General features: G+C 55.1%; 17 protein-coding genes. 11 read left to right on the top strand and 6 right to left on the bottom strand.

The annotated features are described in order from the left end of the window. Nucleotides 1-236 precede the first annotated feature (236 nt). From E0L13_RS11245 to E0L13_RS11225, 5 genes are all read right to left on the bottom strand, one after another. Nucleotides 237-1,373 (bottom strand): M20/M25/M40 family metallo-hydrolase, encoded by a 1,137-nt coding sequence (locus E0L13_RS11245; RefSeq protein ID WP_168062465.1) that lies wholly within the window; start codon nucleotides 1,371-1,373, stop codon nucleotides 237-239. 111 nt (nucleotides 1,374-1,484) lie between these two features. Next, nucleotides 1,485-2,450 (bottom strand): Rpn family recombination-promoting nuclease/putative transposase, encoded by a 966-nt coding sequence (locus E0L13_RS11240; RefSeq protein ID WP_168062463.1) that lies wholly within the window; start codon nucleotides 2,448-2,450, stop codon nucleotides 1,485-1,487. Between the two features lie 145 nt (nucleotides 2,451-2,595). After that, nucleotides 2,596-4,158, bottom strand: a complete 1,563-nt coding sequence (gene hcp, locus E0L13_RS11235) for a hydroxylamine reductase (protein WP_107195412.1) — start codon at nucleotides 4,156-4,158, stop codon at nucleotides 2,596-2,598. Nucleotides 4,159-4,278: 120 nt separating this feature from the next. Further along, a complete protein-coding gene (locus E0L13_RS11230; RefSeq protein WP_168062461.1) occupies nucleotides 4,279-4,713 on the bottom strand; it encodes a MarR family transcriptional regulator in 435 nt (144 codons plus the stop codon). Next, nucleotides 4,706-5,902: an MFS transporter gene (locus E0L13_RS11225; protein WP_168062467.1), complete on the bottom strand. Its 1,197-nt coding sequence runs from the start codon at nucleotides 5,900-5,902 to the stop codon at nucleotides 4,706-4,708. Before E0L13_RS11225 ends, E0L13_RS11230 begins: the two co-directional genes overlap by 8 nt. A 365-nt stretch (nucleotides 5,903-6,267) precedes the next feature. On the opposite strand from E0L13_RS11225, the gene E0L13_RS11220 reads away from it, so the two are divergent. The 4 genes from E0L13_RS11220 (at nucleotide 6,268) to E0L13_RS11205 (ending at nucleotide 9,804) form a co-directional block, all read left to right on the top strand. Further along, entirely contained in the window at nucleotides 6,268-6,744 is a 477-nt protein-coding gene (locus E0L13_RS11220; protein ID WP_087477969.1) for a peptidylprolyl isomerase, read from the top strand. A gap of 8 nt (nucleotides 6,745-6,752) precedes the next feature. Further along, the gene (locus E0L13_RS11215) at nucleotides 6,753-7,013 is read left to right on the top strand and encodes a GIY-YIG nuclease family protein (protein ID WP_168062459.1); all 261 of its coding nucleotides are present in this window, start codon (nucleotides 6,753-6,755) and stop codon (nucleotides 7,011-7,013) included. 1 nt (nucleotide 7,014) lies between these two features. Further along, nucleotides 7,015-8,298 carry a M48 family metallopeptidase gene (locus tag E0L13_RS11210; protein ID WP_168062457.1) on the top strand — a complete coding sequence of 428 codons (1,284 nt, stop codon included), beginning with the start codon at nucleotides 7,015-7,017 and terminating at the stop codon, nucleotides 8,296-8,298. Between the two features lie 96 nt (nucleotides 8,299-8,394). Further along, nucleotides 8,395-9,804, top strand: a complete 1,410-nt coding sequence (locus E0L13_RS11205) for a GDSL-type esterase/lipase family protein (protein ID WP_168062455.1) — start codon at nucleotides 8,395-8,397, stop codon at nucleotides 9,802-9,804. Nucleotides 9,805-10,149: 345 nt separating this feature from the next. Here the strand turns inward: E0L13_RS11205 and E0L13_RS11200 are convergent, their stop codons facing one another. Beyond that, nucleotides 10,150-10,527 (bottom strand): helix-turn-helix domain-containing protein, encoded by a 378-nt coding sequence (locus E0L13_RS11200; RefSeq protein WP_107195407.1) that lies wholly within the window; start codon nucleotides 10,525-10,527, stop codon nucleotides 10,150-10,152. 130 nt (nucleotides 10,528-10,657) lie between these two features. Between E0L13_RS11200 and E0L13_RS11195 the strand changes: the two genes are divergently transcribed. The 7 genes from E0L13_RS11195 (at nucleotide 10,658) to E0L13_RS11165 (ending at nucleotide 15,600) form a co-directional block, all read left to right on the top strand. Continuing rightward, nucleotides 10,658-11,002: a TIGR04076 family protein gene (locus tag E0L13_RS11195; protein ID WP_168062454.1), complete on the top strand. Its 345-nt coding sequence runs from the start codon at nucleotides 10,658-10,660 to the stop codon at nucleotides 11,000-11,002. A gap of 523 nt (nucleotides 11,003-11,525) precedes the next feature. Beyond that, complete coding sequence (locus tag E0L13_RS11190) at nucleotides 11,526-12,344, top strand: phage replisome organizer N-terminal domain-containing protein (RefSeq protein ID WP_168062452.1); 819 nt, start codon at nucleotides 11,526-11,528, stop codon at nucleotides 12,342-12,344. Beyond that, the gene (locus E0L13_RS11185; RefSeq protein ID WP_168062450.1) at nucleotides 12,265-12,726 is read left to right on the top strand and encodes a hypothetical protein; all 462 of its coding nucleotides are present in this window, start codon (nucleotides 12,265-12,267) and stop codon (nucleotides 12,724-12,726) included. Before E0L13_RS11190 ends, E0L13_RS11185 begins: the two co-directional genes overlap by 80 nt. Nucleotides 12,727-13,030: 304 nt before the next feature. Continuing rightward, nucleotides 13,031-13,564 carry an N-acetylmuramoyl-L-alanine amidase gene (locus E0L13_RS11180; protein ID WP_168062448.1) on the top strand — a complete coding sequence of 178 codons (534 nt, stop codon included), beginning with the start codon at nucleotides 13,031-13,033 and terminating at the stop codon, nucleotides 13,562-13,564. An 853-nt stretch (nucleotides 13,565-14,417) separates the two neighbouring features. Then, nucleotides 14,418-14,633, top strand: a complete 216-nt coding sequence (locus E0L13_RS11175; RefSeq protein ID WP_168062446.1) for a hypothetical protein — start codon at nucleotides 14,418-14,420, stop codon at nucleotides 14,631-14,633. Between the two features lie 35 nt (nucleotides 14,634-14,668). Beyond that, the gene (locus tag E0L13_RS11170; protein ID WP_168062444.1) at nucleotides 14,669-14,896 is read left to right on the top strand and encodes a DUF2922 domain-containing protein; all 228 of its coding nucleotides are present in this window, start codon (nucleotides 14,669-14,671) and stop codon (nucleotides 14,894-14,896) included. A 77-nt stretch (nucleotides 14,897-14,973) separates the two neighbouring features. Continuing rightward, nucleotides 14,974-15,600, top strand: a complete 627-nt coding sequence (locus tag E0L13_RS11165; protein WP_168062442.1) for a sigma factor-like helix-turn-helix DNA-binding protein — start codon at nucleotides 14,974-14,976, stop codon at nucleotides 15,598-15,600. The last annotated feature ends 1,117 nt before the right edge of the window (nucleotides 15,601-16,717 follow it).

Here is a 16,717-nt window from a genome sequence, read left to right as displayed (position 1 = left end):
TAACAGTAGGAGAATTAATATTCATATAGATAGCCTTTGTCATATCTTCATATACCTTAACATATTTATCTTGTGTTAAGTCAATCGCACTTGCATATGTACATGAAAACAGTAATACGAATAATAGGCTAATCATAATAAAAATGTGTTTTTTCATAATGCTGCACACCCCTTTGCTTCTTTTCTTTTAGTATAACAGACAGATGTGCGTATCGCCAAGATAGCCAAGCAGTACATCATATAGTGAAAGTTGAATCCGTCAGCATATATTCAGCCAGGATTTGCAGCCCCGTTTCTATCGTATCGAGTTCCAGCCATTCGTGGGTCGTGTGTTCGTCGTGGCTGCGGCAGACGCCGAAGGACAGGGCCGGGATGCCCAGGCTGAGGGGGATGTTGGCGTCGGTACTGCCGGAAATAAAGGGCGTGCCGAGGCCGTACCGTTTGCGGATGGCGGCGATGCGCCGGCATTGAGCCGAGATATCTGCGCCGCTGCTGCAGGGCCGTTCGCCGAGAAGGGTCGTCGTAAGGGTCAGGCCGTCTTGTTCGGCGTCGGCGAGGAGGTGCAGAAAGGCGTTGTCCAGTCGTTCTAATTCGTCATGCGATTCGGAGCGAAGATCGACAGTGAATTCGGCGCTGGCGGCGATGGAGTTAATCGTCGTGCCGCCGCAGATGGTGCCGACGTTATACGTCGTCTTCGGAGCAGCTGGGACAGGCAGGCTGTAGAGTTTGGAAATAATAGACGCGGCGGCAGCGATGGCGCTGGTGTGTCCGAAGTGCATCCAGCTGTGGCCGCCCTGGGCTTCGATGGAGACGCGGTAGCGGCGCGACCCGACAGGAATGGCGACGACGTCGTCGAAGGTGCAGTCGACGGCGACGACTTCCGTAATGCGCCCCTTCCAGTCGGCCATGATGCGGCGCATGCCCTTGAGATTGCCCATGCCTTCTTCGCCGACGTTGAAGGCAAAGAGGGCTCCCTGCGGCAGGGACAGATCCAGGTCTTGAATCATGGCGATGAGGAACAGCAGTCCTGCGACGCCGGCGCTGTTGTCGCCGCACGACGGTGCAGCGAGGATATGGCCGTCTATGCGGGGCGTCAAATCCGTAGGGCTTTCGAATACGGTGTCCATATGGGCGCTGTACAGCGGAAAGGCTGTCTGCCCCTCGATTTGGCAGGGACAGAGGACGTTGCCTGCCGCGTCGACGTAGGCCTGCCCTTGGCCCAGAGAATGCAGGTATGCCAGCACCCAGGCGGCCTTTTCTCCCTCCTGTCCCGTCGGCGAGGGAATGGTGATAATCTGGCGCAGCAATTCTATGAATTGACGTTGACGGCTGAGAATATAGGCATTGATTGGTTCTAATATAGAGGAATACATGAATTTCATCTCCTTGCCATGCCAATGGGCTGCCCTGTTTATCTCAATATCATGGGGCAGCCAAAGAAAAACATCAGGAACGGCTTCACGTACCTGATGTTTTTTATACAATTACTCTGCTGCCGGCGCAGGCTGGGCGGCGGCAATGGCCTGGATGGTTTCTACTGGCAGGTTCATGATGCGGGCGATCAGTTCATGGGACAGGCCTTCCTGGAGCATCGTCGCTACGGTTTGTTCCGTAAAACGTTTCCGTTCCTCCAGCCGACCTTCTTCTCGACCTTCGGCCCGTCCTTCTTCCCGGCCCTCGGCTAAGCCCTCGGCCCGTCCTTCTTCGAGGCCTTTCTGCCAGCCTTCGGTCCGGCTCTTTTCGATATTGTGCATCATAGAAATATAGTCGCGCCGCGCTTTTTCCTGAATTTCGTATTTCCGGCGCAGCTTTTCGTCCTGGGTGAAATACATTTCACATTTCATCGCTTCTTTGATGGCCGGTTCGCTCATAGCCAGCACCTCCCGTTCTTCGTCGCTGCATTGGTGGGAAAAATAGGCGATCCAGCGCTCTGATTTCCGCAGCTTGCGGATGTCGCCGATGCGGATTTTTTCCAGCTCGATAAAGTGCATTTCTAAATCGTCGATGAGGATGTCCTTTGTTTCATCGTTGCAGATATGGTATGAATGATGGCATGCCGTATACTGGGCAAAGGCGTTGAAATCCATCAGGTTGATGGAAATGGCCGGCATGAGCTTGTCATAGGGCTCGCCTTCTCGGAGCTCGCTGCCGTACATTTTTGCCCAATAGTAGAGGGAACGGCGGGCCATGTCCGGGTCTTTGCAGACCTGTACTTCAATATTGACCTGAGTGCCGTCGTTCATTTTCGCCCGGATATCCAGGACAGATACCTTGCCGTCCTGCATGATGGGCGTCATTTCTTTGTCTAAGAACTCTAAATCGGTGAACAATGTATCGTCGGTCCGGTTCAGGATTCCGTTGATAAAGCTCAGCGTGAGAAATTTCTTTTTCGCATCGCCGAGCAGATATTTGAAAAATACGTCGTTTAGCCGGTTTAATTGCTGAGCCATAGCCGCCTCCTTTTTTACTATTCTTATTTGTATTGTATCACGATTTGCCTTTATGCCATAGGGAGAGGGGCGTTATATTATGAGCTGGAGGCATAGAAAAACTCGCTGCGGCGAGGTGTGCCGCAGCGAGCTGATGGGAAGGGGATTAGCCTAAAATCTTTTTCAAGTCTTCTTCCGGTGTGGAAATGGGGGTGATGTTGTAGTTTTCTACGAGGAAGTTCAGGACATTCGGCGATACGAAGGCCGGCAGCGTCGGGCCGAGGTAAATGTTCTTGAGTCCTAGGTACAGGAGCGTGAGGAGGATGCAGACGGCCTTCTGCTCGTACCAGGAGAGAACCAGGGTGAGAGGCAGGTCGTTGACGCCGCAGCCAAAGGCTTCTGACAGGGCGACTGCTACTTTGATGGCACTGTAGGCGTCGTTGCACTGGCCCATATCCATGATGCGGGGCAGGCCGCCGATAGTGCCGAGGTCGAGGTCGTTGAAGCGGTATTTGCCGCAGGCCAAGGTCAGGATGACCGTGTCAGCCGGCGTCTGTTTGACAAAGTCCGTATAGTAATTGCGGCCCGGACGGGCGCCGTCGCAGCCGCCGACGAGGAAGAAGTGTTTGATGGCGCCGCCTTTGACTGCGTCGATGACTTTGTCGGCGACAGAAAGAACTGTGCCGTGACCGAAGCCGGTCATGACCGTCGTGCCGCCGTTGATGCCCGTGAAATGCTGTTCTTCGCTGTATCCGCCCAGGGCCAGGGCCTTTTCGATGACCGGCGTAAAGTCCTTATCTTCGCCGATGTGGACGAGACCGGGGTAGGAGACGACTTCCGTCGTGAAGACGCGGTCGCTGTACGAGCTGCGGGGCGGCATGAGGCAGTTTGTCGTGAACAGGATAGCACCGGGAACGTTGTCAAATTCCTTCTGCTGATTCTGCCAGGCCGTGCCGAAGTTGCCCTTCAAATGGCCGTATTTCTTGAGCAGGGGATAGCCGTGGGCCGGCAGCATTTCGCCGTGGGTATAGATGTTGATGCCTTTTCCTTCGGTCTGCTTCAGGAGCAGTTCCAAATCCTTCAGGTCGTGGCCTGTTACGATGATAAAGGGGCCCTTTTCAATCGTCAGGGGAACCGTCGTCGGCGTCGGCGTGCCGTACGCCGTCGTGTTGGCTTCGTCGAGGAGAGCCATGCAGGTCAGGTTGACCTTGCCCGTTTCCATGACGATGGGCAGGAGCTCGTCCATGCCCCAGTCTTCGCCGAGGGCAGCCAATCCCTTCAAGAAGAAGGCATCGACCTCTTCGCTGCTGCGGCCCAGCATGAGGGCGTGATAGGCGTAGGCTGCCATGCCGCGCAGGCCGAAGAGGATGAGCGATTTCAGGGAGCGGATATCTTCGTCGGCTTTCCAAATCTGACGGACGTCATAGTCGCCGGCCTGTCCGCCGAGAGCCGCTTTTTCCGCACGCACTCTATCTATCATGATCTGAATAGTTGATTCGTCGAAGTTGACGTTAGTAATCGTTGTAAATAAAGCTTCCAGCACGAGGCGGTGCGTCTGGGCTGTCGGAGCATTTGTCTGACAGACGCGGGCCAGGCCGATGAGGGCGCTGGTCAGTTCATCCTGCAAATCTGCTGCGGCAGCCGATTTGCCGCATACGCCGGCGCAGCCCGTGCAGCCAGTGCCTCTCATCGTTTGCTCACATTGAAAACAGAACATTTTATTTTCCATAGTAAAGACCTCCTTTGGAACGATACTCATTTCAGTTGATATACTAAGTATAGTGGCAAAGGAGGTATCTGTCTGTTGTAAATACAACGGATTTGCAATATTGCAGTTTTTTTGTATGAATTAATCGCTGTGGATATGATCCAGCATGGACTGGATGAAGGACAGCATCTGCCGCCGGTCGTCCGGCGAGAGGCCTGCTAAGACGGCGCTGCGGTGGCTGCCGGCGGCCTGGGCTGCCAGGGGGTACAGTTCCCGGCCCTTTTCTGTGAGGGAAATGCGTTTTTCCCGTTTGTCCTGGCTGCTCGTCCGCACGATGAGTCCTTTCTGCTCCATCTTGCTCAGGGTCTTGGAAATGGCTGCTCCTTCGATTTCCAGCGCCGCGGCGATGTCCGACTGAGGAAAGGAGTCGTGCTTGGCGACGAAGTTGAGGACGGTCCACTCGGAGCTGTATAAATTAAGTGGTTTTAAGGCTTCGTTGACGCCTTTCGTAAAGGCGCGCATGACCAGGTACATATGATGGATGAGGGCGTCGTCTAGCATAATCGTATCAGACATGGGAAATCTCCTTTCTTTGATAGGCGCCGAGTTTTAATATATGCTGTACAAGAAATACAACGAGGAATATCAGCATAGCGGCTAAGACAAAATAATACATTTTAATATATCCAATAGAAGCGGCGGCACTTCCAAGACCAATGATACCGATACAAGTACCGACATCCAGCATATTGTAATACGTTGCGCTGGCGTTGCTGCGGCGTTCAGGAAGGGCGGCGTTAAACAGCCAGGTCATCAGGGACGGGATGATGAGTCCGGCTCCTGTTCCATAAAAGACTGAAGCTGTCATAAGCATGATGAAGGATGACGCATGAATAATGATGAAAGCGGCTACGGCATAGGCGATGATGCCCGGGAGCAGGACCCAAATCGGCCCTTTGCGGTCGTACACTCGTCCGCCGAAGGTTCGAGTAGCAAAGACGAAGAAGGTGCCGACGACGAAAAATAAACCAGCTCGTTCAATATGAGCTTCCTGCGCCATCATGGCGACGAAGGTGTTGACGCTGCCGTAAGAAAATCCGAACAGCATTGTGAAAAAGGCAGGAAACCCCGTGCCTGATTCAAAAAAGCGATTTTTCCAGGAAACTTTGGTTTTAGTCATGCGGCGGGTTCTGCGGATAGCGCTGAGCGATTCGTTGCTGAAAAAAGCGCAGACCATAGCCAGGGCAGCCGTTAAAAAGGAAAAGCCAAACAGCGCGTCGGAACCCAGCCCTGTCAGTAAGGAAACGCCTGCAGCTGGAGCGATGCCCATGGCGACAGCGTTGCTGGTACTAAAATAGCCGAGGCCTTCGCCGCGGCGCGATGAAGGAATAATATCGACGGCCAGGGCGGCGGCAAAGGTGGATCCCAAGCCAAATCCCAATCCTTGAATGATGCGGGCGGCTGTAAGCATTGCGATTGAAATAAAGTAGGCGTATGCCGCTGCGGCAGCTAACGAAAAAAATAATCCCAGGTATAAACACTTTTTTTTGCCAAGCCGGGCAACGAGATTGTCTGTAAAGAAGCGGATACAAATCGAAGATACGCCGAAGATACCGGAAATAATACCTAACTCCAACCCTGATGCGCCGAGTGACGCGGCGTACATGGGCATTGTCGGCAAGAGGCATTGAAAGCTGGCGAATAATAAGCCGTTTGCCAAAATGATAGCGACGAAACGTTTCGTCCATAACGGAGCTTTAGTCATAGTTCTCAAGACCTTTCCCTTTAGAAGTAGATAACTAGTTAACTATATAGCAAAATAAAAATCAGATAATTAACTAGTTAAATATCTGATGAATGAATATACTATACCGCCGTTCATTCGATTTGTCAAGTCGAGCGACGGCAGGCCCGGAACGAATTAGCTGCGGAACGTGGCGTATCGGGCGAGAATATAGTATAATTTCTTACAAGCATATGTTCAGCGTGATGCTGCCGGAACAGGATGTATCAGGAATTTCAGCTGTACAGCAAGACTGTCCTTTTATTCGCTCATACAGCAGATATATTATCATCCTTTCTTATGCTATAATAAGTGTATATAAAGAATACAAAATAGGAGGCTGTACGATGGCAGACACAGTATACGCAGTATTTAAGACCAATCACGGCGATTTTACCGTCGAATTATTCCCCGACAAAGCGCCCATTACGGTGGCGAACTTCCGCAAGCTGGCCGAATCGGGCTTTTACGACGGCACGATTTTCCACCGCATCATTCCCCAGTTCATGATTCAGGGCGGCGACCCGGAAGGCACGGGTTACGGCGGCTCGGACGAAATGATTCCCGACGAATTCGATCCGTCCCTGACCTTTGCCGAACCGGGCGTCCTGGCCATGGCCAATGCCGGCCCCAACACGGGCAGCTCCCAGTTCTTCGTCACCGTCGTGCCGACGCCGTGGCTCCAGAACCACCATTCCATTTTCGGTAAGGTCGTCAAAAACTACGACGTCGTCGAAGCCCTCAGCCAAGTGCCGACGAACCGTTTTGACCGTCCCCTCGACGACGTAGTTCTCGAAACCGTCGCCATTACGGATACGCTCTAAGAGTTTCCATGCCGTTTTATACCTACATGGTGCGCTGCGCCGACGGTACGCTGTACACCGGCTGGACCTTGGACGTAGACAAGCGCGTCGCCGCTCACAACGCGGGCCGCGGCGCTAAGTATACTCGTTCCCGTCGTCCCGTCCGCCTCGTGTGGAGCCGGGCCTTCCCGACGAAGCACGACGCGATGCACTGGGAATGGCAGATCAAGCAGATGCCGCGGGCAGAAAAGGAAGCCCTCTGCCAGTCCTCGCCAAAGGAGATGGTATAACATGATACATTGGAAGAAAGCCTTGACGGCAGGCTTCCTGAGCCTGACCTTGTTCGCCGCCCCCGTCGGCACGGCGATGGCCGCGTCGTGGTGGCAGACCCTGGCCTACGGGGCCGCCGCTATGGCCTTGGCAAAGCAGCAGCTGACAAAAATGGACGACGGCGCGAAGCAGCAGATGCTGGCCAGTACCCAGGCCAAGACGGGCGTCGTTGCCGGCGAAGCCTACGGCGACCGCCTGGAAGGGATTCAGCGCAACATCGTAGCCACGGGCATGATCGAACGCCAATACGACGTGTACGCCAACCCGTCGGAGGACCTGAACGCCTTTGAAACCATCGGCGGCGTCATTTCCGTCAACAAGGGCATGATGGACGCCCTGAGCGACGACGAGCTGGCCTTTACGCTGTGCCATGAAATGCAGCACGGCGAAAAACGCCACGCCGTCAACGGCGTATTGAAGAGCATCGGCATCGCCACCCTCGTCGACGTGGCCCTCGGCGGCGACCTCAACGTCCTCGACGTCCTCCTGGGCAGCGTGGCCGTTAACTACATCGACAACGAAGTGGTGACGATGGACCAGGAAAAGGAAGCCGACGCCCACGGGTTCGACGTCTTCAAGAACACCCAGTACAACGTCGGCGGCGCGGCCTCATCCATGCAGCTCGTCTACGAACAATACGGCGAGCTGTATCAGGAAGGCTTCAAGCGCATCATCAATCCGAACAACCATCCGCAGATGACCAGCCGCATTGAAAAGCTGGCCTTCCGCATGAGCCAGTGGTCGGGGAACCACGTCCAGGTCGGCGGCGACGTCGTGTACGTCAACGCCCAGCCCGTCATTCATCCCGTCCCGTCGGGCGACTATTCGCCGCGGCGCAGGGCCTTTCTGGCGGCAGGCAATCTGGCCCGCGTGACCCACAACGAGTACGGCGAGGCCATCGACGAAGATAAGGTCCAGGCCGTGCCCCTGAACCAGCAGGATGAAAAGGGCAAGAAGGCCCATAAGGACGCTCCCATCTATCCGCCGGCATGGAACGTAGCCCGGCATGGCTCCGACATTTACGTCAACGGCCTGCGCATCATGACCTGCGCGCCCGGCGACGACGGAGGGGCCATTACCCAATCGCTGGAAAAAGCCTTGAAGGCCGAGCCGGCCATGTTGTCGGAAAAGGAAATCAAGAAGCTCAACAAAGAGTGGAAAAAACAGTACGAAGCAGATAAGAAAGCCAAAGAAGAAGCCGAACAGGCCGCGGCGGAAGCCCAGCAGCCTGCCGAAGCTTCGTAGGCCCCATACGATACGCGCCGCCGACGGGACAGACTTCCTGCCCGACGGCGGCGCGTCGTTATGCTGCATTCGATGTTAAGAAAGGAGGGGAAGGCCATGCGTTACAGCGCGCTCTGCTGCGTTGTCCTGACGGCGCTTACCCTGGGCGCGGGCCTCGGCGCCGTGGCCTATCAGACGGCGGAGCCCCAGGAGCTCATCGACCCGCCGATGGAACAGGCCCGCCATCTATTGTTTGACCGCACTGAGACGGACTGCCGGCGGCAGCCCGTTGCCGCAGCGCATTACACGTCGGATAATCCGGCGTCGCCCCGTCCCGTCCTGCGCTGGAGCCGTATTGACGGCGCCGTCATGTACGACGTGCAGATTGTAAAACACCATAGCGGCGGCCCGTCGCCGTGCTACGAGCCGGTCATGGCTGCGCAGCGCGTCTATAACACGGCCTGCGAGATCCTGCTTCCCGCCGGCTGCCGCGAGCCCGTCCTGTATTGGCGCGTCAAGCCTCTGAATCTGCGCGGCCAGGACATCGGCCCCTTTTCCGAGTTGGAGCCCTTGCCCGTAGACTGGCAGAAGCAGGACGTACTAAAGCCTGTGCCCCTGTCGACGTACAATCAGGGCAGAGGGCAGACACTGCTCTATCCCGTATACGACTGGATCGCCATGCCCGACGCCGACCATTACGAAGTAGAGATCCTCGACGCCCCGCCGGAAAATCCCAACGGCATCGAGCCCTCGGGGCACCGCATCGCCGTCTATACGACGCCCATCGCCCATCAGTACGACGGCCAGGCGCGCATGTCGGCGCAGCCCTTCTATTGGCGAGTCCGGGCCGTCCGCAGCGACGGCAGTCCTCTGGGCGTGTACTCCGACGCCTCGTCGTATACGACCGACCCGGGCCGGCCCTGTGCGGCGGCTATTTACGGAGACAGCATCAGCCACGGCGGCGGCAGCGTGTCCTACTCGCCGGCAGACTGGGAATTCAGCTACGGCCATTACCTGGCCTTTCCTACGGTTAACCTGTCCTTCAGCGGCGATACGAGCCGCACGGCCGTCGAGCGGTTTGACAAGGATGTTGCGCCCTTCCATCCGCCGTATTTACTCATCCTCATGGGAACGAACAGCCTCCGTGCTGGCGTCGAGCCGGCTGAGGTCATTGCTGATATGGAGCAGGTCAAAGCAAAATGCCTGGCCTACGGCATCCGCCCCGTCTTTCTCACCTTGCCGCCCCTCAATCCGGCCAACATCCGCGCGGCCTTTGGGCAGGATACGGTACGGAGCTGGCGCGAAGCCATGGCGGCGGTCAACGCCTATGTGAAGACGCAGGTGCACGTAGACATTACGCCCGGCATGGCCGACGAACGAGGCGAGCTGCGCGAAGACCTGGCCGTCGACGGGCTCCACCTCGACCCGCCGGGCAAGCGCCTCATGGCCGAAGCCATTAACGCTGCCTGGCCGGATATTACGGCTCTTCCCGACGAAGCGTGGAACTCTGATAACGAATCATACTGAAAAAATACCCGTCTCGGCAGACAGCTGCTAAGACGGGTATTTATGCATTTTGAAATCTGCTGCCATCACGGCAGGCGGTGAACAAAGCCCCCGAATCTGCACGAAACGGGGGTGATGCCCATGAGCGATACAAACATAACGTTGTTATTACTTATCGTTCTTGTGGTTTTGTTGCAAAATGTAACAAAAAAGTAGCCGTCACCTTAGTTTTCGCGAGCTAAGACGGCTACAATTTTGTAACCATTGCGGGGGCTATACCGTGTGTTGGCACAGAGCCTCGCTTTTTTCACCTTTATTATAACGGCTGAGCCCGCTGCCGTCAAGGCGCGCGTCATGGCGCCAGGGCTATTCGCCTGGCTTTTCCGTGGGTTCAGGTGTGGTGTCGTCGGGCCGATGGGCCTCGCCCCAGCGGCACATGGCTTCCATGATCGGGTAGAGGGAGCGCCCTTTGTCTGACAGGCTGTATTCGACCTTCGGCGGGATTTGGGGATATTCACGGCGGACGATCAGGCCGTCGCGCTCCATGCCTTTCAGCTGCTCGCTCAGCGTCTTGTAGGTAATGGCCCCGATTTTTCGCTTCAGCTCGTTGAAGCGGATGGTCTCGTATTCGACGAGAAAATACAAGATGATTAGCCGCCATTTGCCGCCGATTAGGGACAGGGTGTAGCCGAAGGGGACGTCGGACAAGGCCTGCAGGGCTCCTTCGTAGGGCTTCATGCTCATGAGGGGTACTTCCTTTCGCCATAGTATATGTCAAAAAAGTGCGTACTATACAATTCTTCCTTTCTTTTTTATCATAAAAGAAGAAGGATATACAAGTCAACCCGGCCCGGCCGGAGAAGGGAGCTCTGCCATGAAAAAAGTAAAAATCACCATACTCAAAACGACGCTGGATCAGGAACTGGCCGCCCAGTACGGCGTTCCGGGACTGCAGGCTTGTCCCATGATGCGGGAGGGACAGGTCTTTTACGCTGATTACGCCAAGCCTGAGGGATTCTGCGACGAAGCGTGGAAGGCGATCTATCAGTACGTCTTCGCCCTGGCCCACGGCGACGGCAAGACTCTGTTTTATCACGGCGACTGGATAGGCAAGCCCAACGTCGCCATCTGCAGCTGCAACGATGGCCTGCGCCCGGTCATCCTAAAGCTCGAAGGGACGGACGAAGAGGCGGAAATCCGTTACGTCCCCGTCCGCTGACGAGGCTGTGTAGGATTATTCTTCCTATACATGTATAAGACTTTGTTATACTATATTGATATATTATAGCTCCGGCGGCGCGGTCTGTCAGCCTGTCATTTGATAGAAATGGCAGGACGAAGGCTGTCGGTTTGTTCACCGTTTTGTCTGTTAGGATCAGACAAATGCTGGCATGTAGCCGCTCGATTCCGGCCCCTTTGGCGCAGGATCGGGCGGCTTTTGTCATGCTTTTTTCTTGCTGTCCGGCGGCAGCGCAGAGGTGAACATCCGCATAGATATGCCGTTTTTCGCCGCCTCTGTCGATAGCTGTAACGCGTACGTAACGCCCTAGACTAGAAAAGACAAGACCAGAGGAGACAAGAGGGAGAAAAGAGAAGAAGGCTGCGGAGTTACGGCGGTCGCCCCGGAACGGACGGAATAGACGGAGAGAAATTTTTCCATGAGGAGACATAAAACGACGGGGCCTTTTCCCTTACTATTATAGAACGCAGCCCCCAGGAGCTGACGAACGGGAGGACCGAAAATGAAACAACTTCGTTGGATGAAAACAAAAATTGGATTGTTTGGCGACCCGAAGGTCATGGCCATGCTCAGCCAGCGCCACGGCGAGACGTACTTCGTCGTCTGGTTTTTGCTCAAGGACATTGCCGGGACGGTTAACTGCGACGGCTATACCTGCCTGTCGGAGCAGGTGCCCCTGACCGGCGAATACATCGCCCGCGTCCTTCGCCGCCGCCGCGACGTCGTGGAAAAAGCCCTCGATTTCTTAGAGCAGATAGACCTCATCAGCCGCGACGAAGAAGGACGCATTCGCCTCGTCGATTGGGAAGAATTGCAGGATTTCGACAAGGACGAACGCCGCCGCCAGCAGACACGCAGCCGCGTGGCCCGGTTCCGTCAGAAGCAGGGCGAAGAGGCTGGCAGGACTGACGGCGGCTCTGCGGAGCCTTCCGAGCCGGCGCGGAGCGAAGCCGCGGCATATTATGCTCAGGTGTTTGGCAGCGTTCATCGGGCGGCGTGCCTTGCCCTGGGTGAGCTGGAACGGGAATGGGGTAGCGAGGCCGTATGCCATGCCGTAGCCATTGCCAAGGAGCGGGGCGCAGAGGGAAACAACCTCAACTATATCCGCTCGATTCTCGCCAACAGCGGCGGCCAGCCGCGGCGAAAGGGAAAGGACGATTGCCATGGGTATGCAAGTGTTGATGAATACGTTAGTATCATGCTTCGGCAGGCGGATGAATATGAATCCGCAGTTCATACACGTGTTGCGGACCAGCCTGCCCGCCGGGCTGACGGAGGAACAAGGCGCGGAGTTGGGCGCCCGCCTGGCTCAGACCTGTAAGTTTGCGCCGACCATCGCGGAAATCCTGGCCGAGTGGCGGGCCATGCGCCGCGATATGCTGCGGCGCGAGAGTATGCCGCCGCCGACGCCGGTCCGCAGAAATCCCGCCGTCGTCCGCCGGCTGCGCTCTGTCTGCGACTTGATGCGGCAGGGCAGCCCCTTGCCGAAACAGGACGTCGGGCCGGAGCTGCGCGAGTTTGCCCGCCGGCGGTTTCCCGACATCAGCGACGACGTCATTCGGAGAAACTGGCTGGAAATTACGAATTGCATGGACTATGCGGCAGAACAACAGCGGACGGCCTCTCCCTACCAGATGGTCATGGAGCTGGAGCCCGACGGGACGATCAGCCTGAGCATGAAGACCCTGGGATGCGCCGGCTGACGGCGCAAGTCCTGATGCGCGGCCTGCGCTGTATATAATACATATTTATATGTAATGCGGCGAAGGATACCCGTCCGATGTTCCGGGGTTCGATGCGTCTCGGCATACAGGAACTATCGGCCTGCTGTCCCATGCAGGAGACGCCGACGCGACAGATTCAGAAGGCCATGGCGGCCGACATGGCAGTTGTACGAAGGAGGCGATTCTATGCATCGGATTATGCAGTGTTTGAGAAACCTCGACAAACAGACCATTGTATTTGTGATTCGTTTGATTCAATATTTCGTTAGGAGGAAATACAGCGATGAAAATCTACCTCAACGCCGGCCACGACCGGCTCCTTGATTCCGGCGCGGTCAACGAAGCCCTGGGACTGCGCGAATGCGACCTGGCCTATGAGCTGGCCCAGAAAGTCAAAGGGTATTTGGAACGAAACGGCGTCGCCGTCCTGTTTGGACAGCAGGATAACCTGTACGCCGTCTGCGGCGAAGCCAACGACGCCGAGGCCGACGCCTTCGTGTCCCTTCATTTCAACGCTTTCAACAAACGCGCCGCCGGCACGGAAACACTCATCTCCCATACGGCGGAAAGCCTGCTCCTGGGCCATGCCATTCAGTCTAACATCAAAGCCGTCCTCAACCTGCCCGACCGCGGGCTGAAGGAACGGCCGGGCCTCTTCGTCCTGCGCAATACGGCCATGCCCGCTGTCATCGTCGAAGTCTGCTTTATCGACAACGACTACGACGTCCGCCAGTACCAGAGCCGCGTCGACGCCGTAGCGCGGGCCATCGCCACGGGGATCATGCAGTGGCCGGGAATGGCAAGGAAGGCGGCGTAAAACATATGCTGAAAGGGGAGCGGCCCCTTTAGGCCGGAGTGTCACTTTTTTCTTTCTGCGTGGCCAGAAAGTGCCCATACTTTCTTTCTGAGCGGTCAGAAAGAAAGTATGCAAAGATAAGCAGGACGCGCGCAGTAAAGGAGCGAAGCGACGCATACCGCGCAGCGTATCGCTTATACAGCGTAAAGAACCGCCGCCCAGGTACTACCGAGTCTTGCCGTACATGGCGCAGGCGGCACGGCAAAATCGCTTCGCTCGGATGCCGTTTCTTCCGCCTGCGCCATGTACAGCAGCCGACTGACGTCGGCACGACTCGTCCGTAATGGGCGGGACAATCAGCTGCAAGACAACACGTATCTTTTATGACGGTTTCATGGGCTTTCAACATAGGGCCATGAGCTCTTTTGGATAGCGCATAGCATAGGAACTTTGCACTTGTTAAAACTAAATGTGTTATTCAGCGATGCGTTGATGTATTTTATCATGAGAAAGCGGCCCATCTAATAAGTAAGACTTACTGTACGGAAATATATGAGAACAGTGCGCGGTGTTTTTTCGCCCGTTACGGACGCGCCGTGCCGCCGCAGGCGGATGCGAAGAGCCTTACAGGCGGAGTAAGCAGTATCCGAGCGAAGCGATTTTACTGCGCCGCCTGTAAGGCTCGCAGCAAGGCGCGGGAGTTCCGGGCCGGCCTCTTTCTTTTTTTGATTACTTTTTTCTTTCTGGCCGCGCAGAAAGAAAAAAAGTAATAACATTCCCTTTGCGTTGGGACATAACGCAATCCTAGCTTTCTCCTGTCTTTGCGCTGACAAAGACAGAAAAACATATTCACACTACAAGGAGGAATTCTATTATGGCAGAACGTACTGCAATTTCCAGCAAGTTGAAACTCACCGTTTCCTATCAGGATCACGAAGGGGCGCAGAAGAAGCGGCAGATGACCTTCGCTCACCTCAAGCCTTCGGCAGAGCCCGAAAGCATTACCGCCGCAGCGGCGGCCATCGGTACCCTGCAGGACGACCCGATTACGTCGATTCGCGAAGTCATTGAAAATGAAATTACGGCCTAAGCCAGTATTTTCCATTTCGAAAGGAGAAATATACCATGATCCAGACTAAAACCAGAACCTTACAGCTTGAATTTGCCGACGCCACCGGAAACAGCGTCGTCTATTCCCTCAAAAATCCCAAAGAAGGCCTCGACAAAGGCACCGTCGACGCCGCCGTCAGCACGCTGCTGGAAAAGAAAATTTTCGCGACGGCCGAGGGCGATCTGACGGCCTTGAAGGACAGCCGCATCATTACCCGTCAGGTCGAGACTCTTGACGAATAAGGTATAATGATAAGTAAAACGCAAAATGCCTTGGGCGTATGCTCAAGGTGTTTTGCCCTACAAGGAGGCAACATTGTATGACCATTCCTGTACGGCAATGCATCCGTCAAGTCCAGATGGGCGACGTCGATGCCATTGCAGATATTTGTCAGCTGTACAACCCCTTTATCCAATCCATGGCCCGTAAATACAGCTATGTGTACGGCAGCATTCACGAAGCCCGCTCGGTCGCGACTACCGCTCTGATCGAATGTATTTATTCTTACGACTTGGCGGACAACGTAGATGTCCCCCTGGCTATTGTCCGGTTCGTCAGAAAGCAGTTTGGCGATGATGCCTATCGCTACAAGCAAGAACAATCCCTGCTCGAAAAAAACGTCTACTGTCCCGAAGGCGGCACGACCGATCTGCCCGACTATCTGGAAGACCAGAATGCCGTCTGTCCCATGGGCCGGGTCATTGAGCTGGAAGAAAAAGAAGAGCTTCAGCGGGCCTTGGACACCCTCGACGAGAAGGAACGCCGCCTCGTCTGTCTGCGGCACAAAGAAGACTGGACCTTCCGCTCCATCAGCGAGGAACACGGCATCCCCATCCCCTCGATCCAGACTGTCATCAACCGCGGCGTGCGCAAGCTCCGCAGCCACTACGGCCTGGACGGCGACGCGCCGAAAAAAATCCCGAAAAAGTATAGGGGAAAGAAATAGGAGTGTTACTTTTTCTTTCTGCGCGGTACAATCACTTCGCTCGGATACCGCTTCTTCCGCCTGTCAGGCTCTTCGCATCCGCCTGCGGCGGCACGGCGCGTCCGTAACGGGCTGTGCTGGCTCGAGTCGATATCTTTTGTGTGAGCATTGACTGTGTAGCGGCGCATTGGGTATAATATAAGCAGAACTCAATGCTTCCATTTAATTTCCCCTTTCCGTTGCTAGGAATAGAGAAGCAGAGCAGAGTACGTAAAATGTATTGTGTCCGTTTGACACACGAAATCCCCGTAACGATTGCGGCGTTACGGGGATTTTTCATGGCTTTTTTGATGTCGTATGTATTGTTTGTGGCATGTAGCCCGTTATTGTTATGAACCCGGCTGCGTTTCATCAGTGTTACTTTTTTCTTTCTGAGCGGCCAGAAAGAAAAAGTAACCAAAAAAGAAAGAGGCCGGCCCGGAACTCCCGCGCCTTGCTGTGAGCCTGCCAGGCGGCGCGGTAAAATCGCTTCGCTCGGATACCGCTTGTTTCGCCAGTCAGGCTCTTCGCATCCGCCTGCGGCGGTACGGCACGTCCGTAACGGGCTTGTGCTGGTTGGTGCGGATATTCGTCATGAGCATTGACTGTACGGCGGCATGACGGGTATAATGTAAATGGAGTATAGTATACCCCCTCGAACGTCCCTCTTTTCTGTTGCGGTGAATGGGGTAGAGCAACGCATTTCGTATATCGCACCATGATGAGAGATATATGAAAAAAACAGAAGAAAGATTTACGGTTGTTGGCTGTACGGCGGCGTAGGGTATACTATACGTAGCATGTATTGTGTTCATGGAACACATGAAAACCCCGTAACGTTGCCGCGTTACGGGGTTTTTTCGTGGGGCTGGTGGCTTTTAGTAGTGTCTATTCCGCTACTGGTAGAGGTAGTGAGGGGCTAGGATAGAGTAGCGCAACGTCAACAGTATATCATGCCATGATGAGAGGTTTCTTAACGTTGCATGAGAGAAACATGAGAAAAAACAGCATATGGCGGTGCCGTTGTTGACGGTATGAAAAATCCATAACACATGGCATTGCTATGACAGGCCGAATCCATTGCGGATTCGGTCTTTTT

It is taken from the genome of Megasphaera sp. SW808 (assembly GCF_012027795.1).
GTDB classification, from domain to species: Bacteria; Bacillota; Negativicutes; order Veillonellales; family Megasphaeraceae; genus Megasphaera; species Megasphaera stantonii.
The sequence above is the reverse complement of the archived record's forward strand: the minus strand, read 5'-3'. Positions and strand labels throughout refer to the sequence as shown.